The organism is Roseateles sp. (assembly GCF_036404855.1).
Taxonomy (GTDB): domain Bacteria; phylum Pseudomonadota; class Gammaproteobacteria; order Burkholderiales; family Burkholderiaceae_C; genus Pelomonas.
Genome location: NZ_DASWYS010000059.1, coordinates 1 through 6,542 on the forward strand (window position 1 = coordinate 1; position 6,542 = coordinate 6,542).

Annotated in this window: 7 protein-coding genes; all 7 read left to right on the forward strand. The window is 71.0% G+C overall.

Annotation, left to right across the window (positions count from 1 at the left end; all coding sequences use genetic code 11):
* The coding region (locus VGF12_RS04125; protein ID WP_331174778.1) for a hypothetical protein at positions 1 to 1,784 on the forward strand (1,784 nt) is incomplete at its 5' end.
* Complete coding sequence (locus VGF12_RS04130) at positions 1,777 to 2,853, forward strand: class I SAM-dependent methyltransferase (protein ID WP_331174779.1); 1,077 nt, start codon at positions 1,777 to 1,779, stop codon at positions 2,851 to 2,853. The genes VGF12_RS04125 and VGF12_RS04130, both read left to right, overlap by 8 nt.
* Positions 2,850 to 3,395: a DUF3261 domain-containing protein gene (locus VGF12_RS04135; RefSeq protein WP_331174780.1), complete on the forward strand. Its 546-nt coding sequence runs from the start codon at positions 2,850 to 2,852 to the stop codon at positions 3,393 to 3,395. The genes VGF12_RS04130 and VGF12_RS04135 overlap by 4 nt, the downstream gene beginning before the upstream one ends.
* Positions 3,392 to 4,564: a beta-ketoacyl-ACP synthase gene (locus VGF12_RS04140; protein WP_331174781.1), complete on the forward strand. Its 1,173-nt coding sequence runs from the start codon at positions 3,392 to 3,394 to the stop codon at positions 4,562 to 4,564. Before VGF12_RS04135 ends, VGF12_RS04140 begins: the two co-directional genes overlap by 4 nt.
* Positions 4,557 to 5,012: a hotdog family protein gene (locus VGF12_RS04145; RefSeq protein WP_331174782.1), complete on the forward strand. Its 456-nt coding sequence runs from the start codon at positions 4,557 to 4,559 to the stop codon at positions 5,010 to 5,012. Before VGF12_RS04140 ends, VGF12_RS04145 begins: the two co-directional genes overlap by 8 nt.
* Entirely contained in the window at positions 5,009 to 5,734 is a 726-nt protein-coding gene (locus tag VGF12_RS04150; RefSeq protein ID WP_331174783.1) for a 3-ketoacyl-ACP reductase FabG2, read from the forward strand. The genes VGF12_RS04145 and VGF12_RS04150 overlap by 4 nt, the downstream gene beginning before the upstream one ends.
* On the forward strand, positions 5,731 to 6,542 hold an 812-nt coding region (locus VGF12_RS04155; protein WP_331174784.1), incomplete at its 3' end, for a beta-ketoacyl synthase N-terminal-like domain-containing protein. The genes VGF12_RS04150 and VGF12_RS04155, both read left to right, overlap by 4 nt.

Below are 6,542 nucleotides of genomic sequence, written 5' to 3' on the forward strand. Positions count from 1 at the left end.
TCGCCGAGCGCGGCCAGAGCAGCCGTGTGCGCATGCGGGACGGGCGCTTGATGCTCACCGACCCCGACGCACCCGAGCGCCACTACGCGCTGGTGCTCATCGACCTGGCCGGCTCCGGTTTCGAGATCAGCGCCCAGCGCGCGCTGCAGCCGCGGCTGGAGGCGGCCACACGGGCCGCCGCGGGGCAGGGCGCGCAGGTCATCCAGGCCGGCGTGCCGCTGTTCGCCGCGGCCGCGGCCGAGCAAGCCGAGTTCGAGATCCACACCATTGGCCTGGGCTCGCTGGTGGGCATCGTCGTGCTGACGCTGGCGGCCTTCCGCTCGCTGCGCCCGCGCCTGCTTGTTGCGCTGTCGATGGCCGTGGGCCTGCTCGTGGCCAGCTCGGTCAGCCTGCTGGTGTTCGGTGCGCTGCACCTCGTCACGCTGGTGTTCGGCGCCAGCCTGCTGGGCGTGGCCGAGAACTACGGGAGCAACTATTTCAGCGCCCGCCAGGGGCTGCAGGCGAGCGAGCGCTGGGCCATGCTCAGCCGCCAGATCCCCATCGTCAGCCTGGCCATGGCGACGACGGTCATCGGCTATGCGCTGCTGGCCCTGCCGCCCTTCCCGGGCCTGCGCCAGATTGCCGTGTTCTCTGCGGTGGGGCTGGTGGCGGCTTTCGTCACCGTGCTGTGGTGGTTTCCGTTGCTGGATGGCGCAGGCCGCATGGCGCCGACGCGCTTCGCGGACTGGCTGGGCTCGCGACGCGCGCTGTGGCCCAGCCTGAAGGGGCGCGGACTGGCGTGGCTGCTGGTGTTGTCGGGCCTGCTGGTGGTCGCCGGCGCGAGCCGGCTGCGCTTTGACGACGACATCCGCCAGCTGCAGTCGGCGCCGCCCGCGCTTGTCGCCCAGCAACGCGAGTTCTCCCGGCTGATGCAGGCCCCGGGCCTGGCGCAGTTCTTCGTCGTGCAGGGCGATACCGAGCAGCAGTTGCTGGAGCGCGAGGAGGCCCTGACGGCGCAGCTGCGCGGCATGCAGCTTGGGGTGCAGGCCGTCAGCGATTGGCTGCCGTCGCTGCAGCGCCAGCGCGAGGACGCGGCGCTGGCCGCACGGCGGACGGCCGAGATGCGGCCTTTGCTGGCCGAGAAGCTGGGCCAGCCCGTCGCGCCCGCCGCTGCGGCTGCCGCAACGCTGACACCCCAGGCCTGGCTGGCCAGCCCCGCCAGCGAACCCGTTCGTCTGCAGTGGCTGGGGCGGCTCGGCGAGCGCATGGCCAGCGTCGTGCTGCTGCGCGGCGCCGAGACCGCCGACGCACGGGCCGCGCTGGCGACGCTGCGTCTGGAGGGTGTCACCTGGGTCGACAAGGTCGGCGAGGTCAGCACCCTGCTTGGGCGTTATCGTGAGCTGATGTCGGCCGTGCTCGGCGTTGGCCTGGTGCTGATCTGGGTTGCGCTGGCCTGGCGCTTCGGCCGCGCGTCCTGGCGGGCGCTTGCGCCCACGGCGCTGGCCTGCGTGCTCACCGTTGCGCTGCTGGCCCTGGGCGGCCAGGTGTTGCAGCTCTTTCACATCCTGCCCCTGCTCATCCTGCTGGGCTTGGGCGTGGACTACGGCATATTCCTGCTCGAACAGCCCGGCCGCAGCGAGACCCAGCCCTTCCTGTCGGTGACGCTGGCGGCCGCGTCGACGCTCCTGTCCTTCGGCCTGCTGGCGTTGTCCGGCACGCCGGCCCTGCATGCCTTCGGGTTGACGCTGCTGATCGGCGTCTTCCTGGCCTGGCTGCTCACTCCACTCTTCATGCCCCATGCTTGAGACCAAGAAGTTTTCCCCGGCGAAGCAACGTGCTTTCGACGCCCGCTTCGAGGCCCAGAAGATCGCCTTCGGGCCGGTGGTCTTCCACTGCGTGCGCTATGCCTGGAAGCGCGGCATGCTGCAGGCGATCGCGGAAGGCGGCGAGCGCGGCGTCACGTTGGACGAACTGGAGGCCACCGGCCGCTGGAGCCGGTACGCGCTGAAGCTGGTGCTGGAGTCCTGCCTGTCGGCCGGCGTCGTGCTCATCGAGGCGGGGCGCTGGCAGCTCGACAAGACGGGGTTCTGCCTGATCTCGGACGACATCACGCGCGTGAACTACGACTTCATCCACGATGTCTGCTACCAGGGGCTGTTCGAGCTGGAGCGGTCGCTCGACGCCGGCAAGCCGCTCGGCCTGACGCACCTCGGCGACTGGGACAGCATCTACCCCGCGCTGGCCGACCTGCCCGAACCGGCCAAGTCCAGCTGGTTCGCGTTCGACCATCACTACTCGGACACGTCGTTCCCCGACATCCTGCCCGACGTGTTCGCCACTGCACCGCGCCGGCTGATGGACATCGGCGCCAACACGGGCAAGTTCAGCCTCGCTGCGCTGGCCTACGACGCGAGGGTGGAGCTCAACCTCGTGGACCTGCCGCCGCAGCTCGCGGTGGCCGAGGCCAACCTGCGCGCCGCCGGCCAGGGCGAGCGCGCCCGGCTCCACCCGCGTGACCTGCTGGATCCGGCCGCCGTGCTGCCCACGGACATGGACCTGGTCTGGATGAGCCAGTTTCTCAGCTGCTTCGGCGAACCCCAGATCGCCAGCATCTTCGAGCGCGTCACCGCCTGCCTGGGCGAGGGCGGCCAGGTGCTGGTGATGGACACGTTCTGGGACCGCCAGCGCTATGACATCGCGGCCTACTGCCTCATCAACACCTCGCCGTACTTCACGGCCATGGCCAGCGGCAACAGCAAGGTCTACGAGAGCGCCGACTACATCCGCCTGGCCGAGGCCGCCGGCCTGCGGCTGCTGACGGTGCGCGACGGCATTGGCTACTGCCACAGCCTGTTGAGGTTTGCCCGCGCATGAGGCGTCGCCTGTTGCTTGTCGCCGCGTTGCTGGGCGGTTGCGCCACGGTCCCGCCGCCGAGCGCGCTGCCGATGCTGCGCCTGCCGCCCGCAGCGCTGGGCAGCGCCCGCTTCGCGCTGAGCCAGCGCCTGACTGTCACGCGGCTGGACCAGCCCGACGCGGCGCCGCAGCGTGTGGAGGTGCAGCTGCAGCTGGACGCCTCGGCACTGCTGCTGGCCGGCTTTGCCTTCGGCCAGCGCGTGCTGCTGATGCAGTGGGACGGCAAGGACCTGAACGTGCAGCGCCACCCCATGCTGCCTGCCGAGGTGGACACCGACCGCATGCTGCGTGACCTCTGCCTGACCTTCTGGCCGGCCGAGGCCGTGCGCGCTGCGCTGCCCGAGGGCTGGCGCTGGGTGGTGACGGCCACCGGCCAGGAACTGCAGCAAGGCGGGCAAGCCCGTCTGGTCGTCAGCCGCCCCGGCGCCAACATCGTCGAGATCGTCAACCCGGCCGAGGGCTATCGCTTGCTGATCGAGTCTCAACCGCAGGAGGGCGCGTGAGCTTTTTCCTGCATCAGCCCGGCGTCGTCTGCGCGGCCGCCCCGGACCTGGCCGGGCTGCGCGAAGCGGTGTTCGCCGCCGAACCTGGCGGCGTGGCCGCCAACGCCACGGTCTGGCCGGGGCACGCGCTGCATCTGGGGGCGGTGAACACGGCGTTGCCGTCGGTCGAGCACCTGCCGCTGTCGCAGCGCAGCCGCAACAACGCGCTGCTGCTCGCGGCCCTGTCGCAGATCCGTGGCGACGTCGACGAGGCCATCGTCCGCCATGGCGCGGATCGTGTTGGCGTGGTGTTGGGCACCAGCACGTCGGGCGTCGGCGAGAGCGAGGCCGCCATCGCCGCGCAGGCCCGCGACGGCCGGCTGCCGGCGAGCTTCCACGTCGAGCAGCAGGAACTGGGCTCGCCCGCACTGATGCTGGCCGGGATGCTGGGCCTGGGTGGGCCGCGCTACGTCGTGTCCACCGCCTGCTCGTCGGGCGCCAAGGCCTTGGCCAGCGGCGCGCGGATGCTGCTGGCGGACTTGTGCGACGCGGTCATCGTCGGCGGCGTGGACGCGCTGTGCGGCATGACGGTGGCGGGCTTCACCGCGCTGGAGTCGGTCGACGCCGCGCGCTGCCGGCCGATGAGCGCAACGCGCGCCGGCATCAACATCGGCGAGGGCGCCGCGCTGTTCGTGCTCAGCCGCACGCCAACCGCCGTGCGCCTGTCGGGCTGGGGCGAGAGCTCGGACGCCCACCACATCTCGGCGCCCGAACCCACAGGCCGCGGCGCGCTGACCGCCATGCGCGAGGCGCTGGATCGTGCCGGCCTCGCGCCGGCCGACATCGGCTACCTGAACCTGCACGGCACGGCCACGCCGCAGAACGACGCGATGGAGAGCCGTGCGGTGGCCGAGCTGTTCGGCCTGAGCCTGCCGTGCTCGTCCACCAAGCCACTCACGGGCCATGCCCTCGGCGCGGCGGGTGCCATCGAGGCGGCCATCGCCTGGCTGACGGTGGCCGGCGACGGCCGACTGCCGGTGCACCACTTCGACGGCCGGCGCGACGACGGGCTGCCGCCGATCGCGCTGGTCGCGCCGGGCCAGCGTCTGGCCACCGCGCCGCGCCATGTGATGAGCAATTCCTTCGCCTTCGGCGGCAACAACGCGTCGCTGGTGCTCAGCCATGTCTGAACTGCCTGCCATCACCGAGCTCGTGCCGCATGCCGGCCCGATGTGCCTGCTCGACCGCGTCCTCGCCGCCGAGCGCGAGCGGCTGAGCGCCGAGGTCGTCGTGCCCGCGCAGGGGCTGTTCAGCCACGACGGCGGCGTGGGCGCCTGGGTGGGCATCGAGTACATGGCCCAGGCCGTGGCCGCCTGGGCGGGCTGGCAGGCGCGTGCCGCGGGCGAGCCGCCGCGCATCGGCCTGCTGCTGGGCACGCGGCGCTACCGCTGCGGCGTGCCGCGCTTCATGGTGGGGCAGCGGCTGCGCATCGACATCGAGCGTGCCTATCAGGCCGACAACGGCCTGGGCCAGTTCGACTGCCGCATCCACGCGGACGGCGTCGAGCTGGCCAGCGCGACCTTGACGGTGTTCGGGCCCGAGGACCCGAGCGCGTTTTTGAATGGAGAAGAACCATGAGTACGGTGCTGGTCACCGGGTCGAGCCGTGGCATCGGCCGCGCCATCGCGCTGCGCCTTGCGCGTGACGGCTATGACATCGTGCTGCACTGCCGCAGCCAGCGCGAGCAGGCCGATGCGGCCGCCGCCGAGATCCAGGCCCTGGGCCGCGCCGCGCGCGTGCTGCAGTTCGACGTGGCCGACCGCGAGGCCGCGGCCAGCGTGCTGCTGGCCGACGTCGAGGCCCATGGCTGCTACTACGGCGTGGTCTGCAACGCCGGCATCGCCCGCGACGGCGCCTTCCCGGCGCTGAGCGGCGAAGACTGGGACGCCGTCATCCACACCAACCTCGACGCCTTCTACAACGTGCTGCAGCCGCTGACCATGCCGCTGGTGCGGCGCAAGGCGGCGGGTCGCATCGTCACGCTGGCCTCGGTGTCCGGGATCATGGGCAATCGCGGCCAGGTCAATTACAGCGCCGCCAAGGCCGGCATCATCGGTGCGACCAAGGCGCTGGCCGTGGAGCTGGCCAGCCGCAAGATCACGGTCAACTGCGTGGCGCCGGGGCTCATCGAGACCGACATGATCGACGCTGAGATCGTGGACGAAGCGCTGAAAATCATCCCTGCCAAGCGCGTGGGCCGGCCCGAAGAGGTGGCGGCGCTGGTGAGCTTCCTGATGGGGCCGGACGCGGCCTACATCACGCGGCAGGTGATTTCGGTGAACGGGGGGATGGTGGGATGAGCAAGAAGAGAGTCGTGATCACCGGCATCGGGGCGCTGTCGCCGCTCGGGCACGACGCCGAGACGGTGATGGACAGCCTGCGAGCCGAAACCAACAAGGTCCAGCGCATGCAGGACTGGGCCGCTTATGAAGGCCTCAACACGCAGGTCGGCGTGCCCTGTGCGCCCTTTGAGCTCCCTGCCGACCGCTACAACCGCAAGAGCATGCGCAGCATGGGCCGCGTGGCGCAGATGGCCACGCGCTCGGCCGAGCTGGCGTTGCAGCAGGCCGGCCTGATCGGCGACCCGCTGGTGACCAGCGGCCGCCTTGGCGTGAGCTTCGGCAGTTCCAGCGGCACGCCCAGCGCCGTCGGAGACTTCGGCCGCATGATGAGTGCCAAGAGCATCGAGGGCATCAACGCCAACACCTACGTGAAGATGATGTCGCACACCGCGACGGTCAACATCGCGGTGTTCTTCGGCATCACCGGCCGCATCATCACGACGAGCAGCGCCTGCACCTCGGGCAGCCAGGGCCTCGGCTACGCCTACGAGGCGGTGCAAAGCGGCAAGCAGGTCGCGATGCTGGCCGGCGGCGCCGAGGAACTGGACCCGACGCAGGCGGCCGTGTTCGACACGCTGTTCGCCACCAGTACCCAGTACAACGACCGGCCGCGCATGACGCCGCGCCCCTTCGACAAGGAACGCGAGGGCCTGGTGCTGGGCGAGGGCGCCTGTACCTTCGTGCTGGAGGAGTACGAGCACGCCAAGGCGCGCGGCGCGCAGATGCTGGGCGAGATCGTCGGCTACGGCACCAACTGCGACGGCAC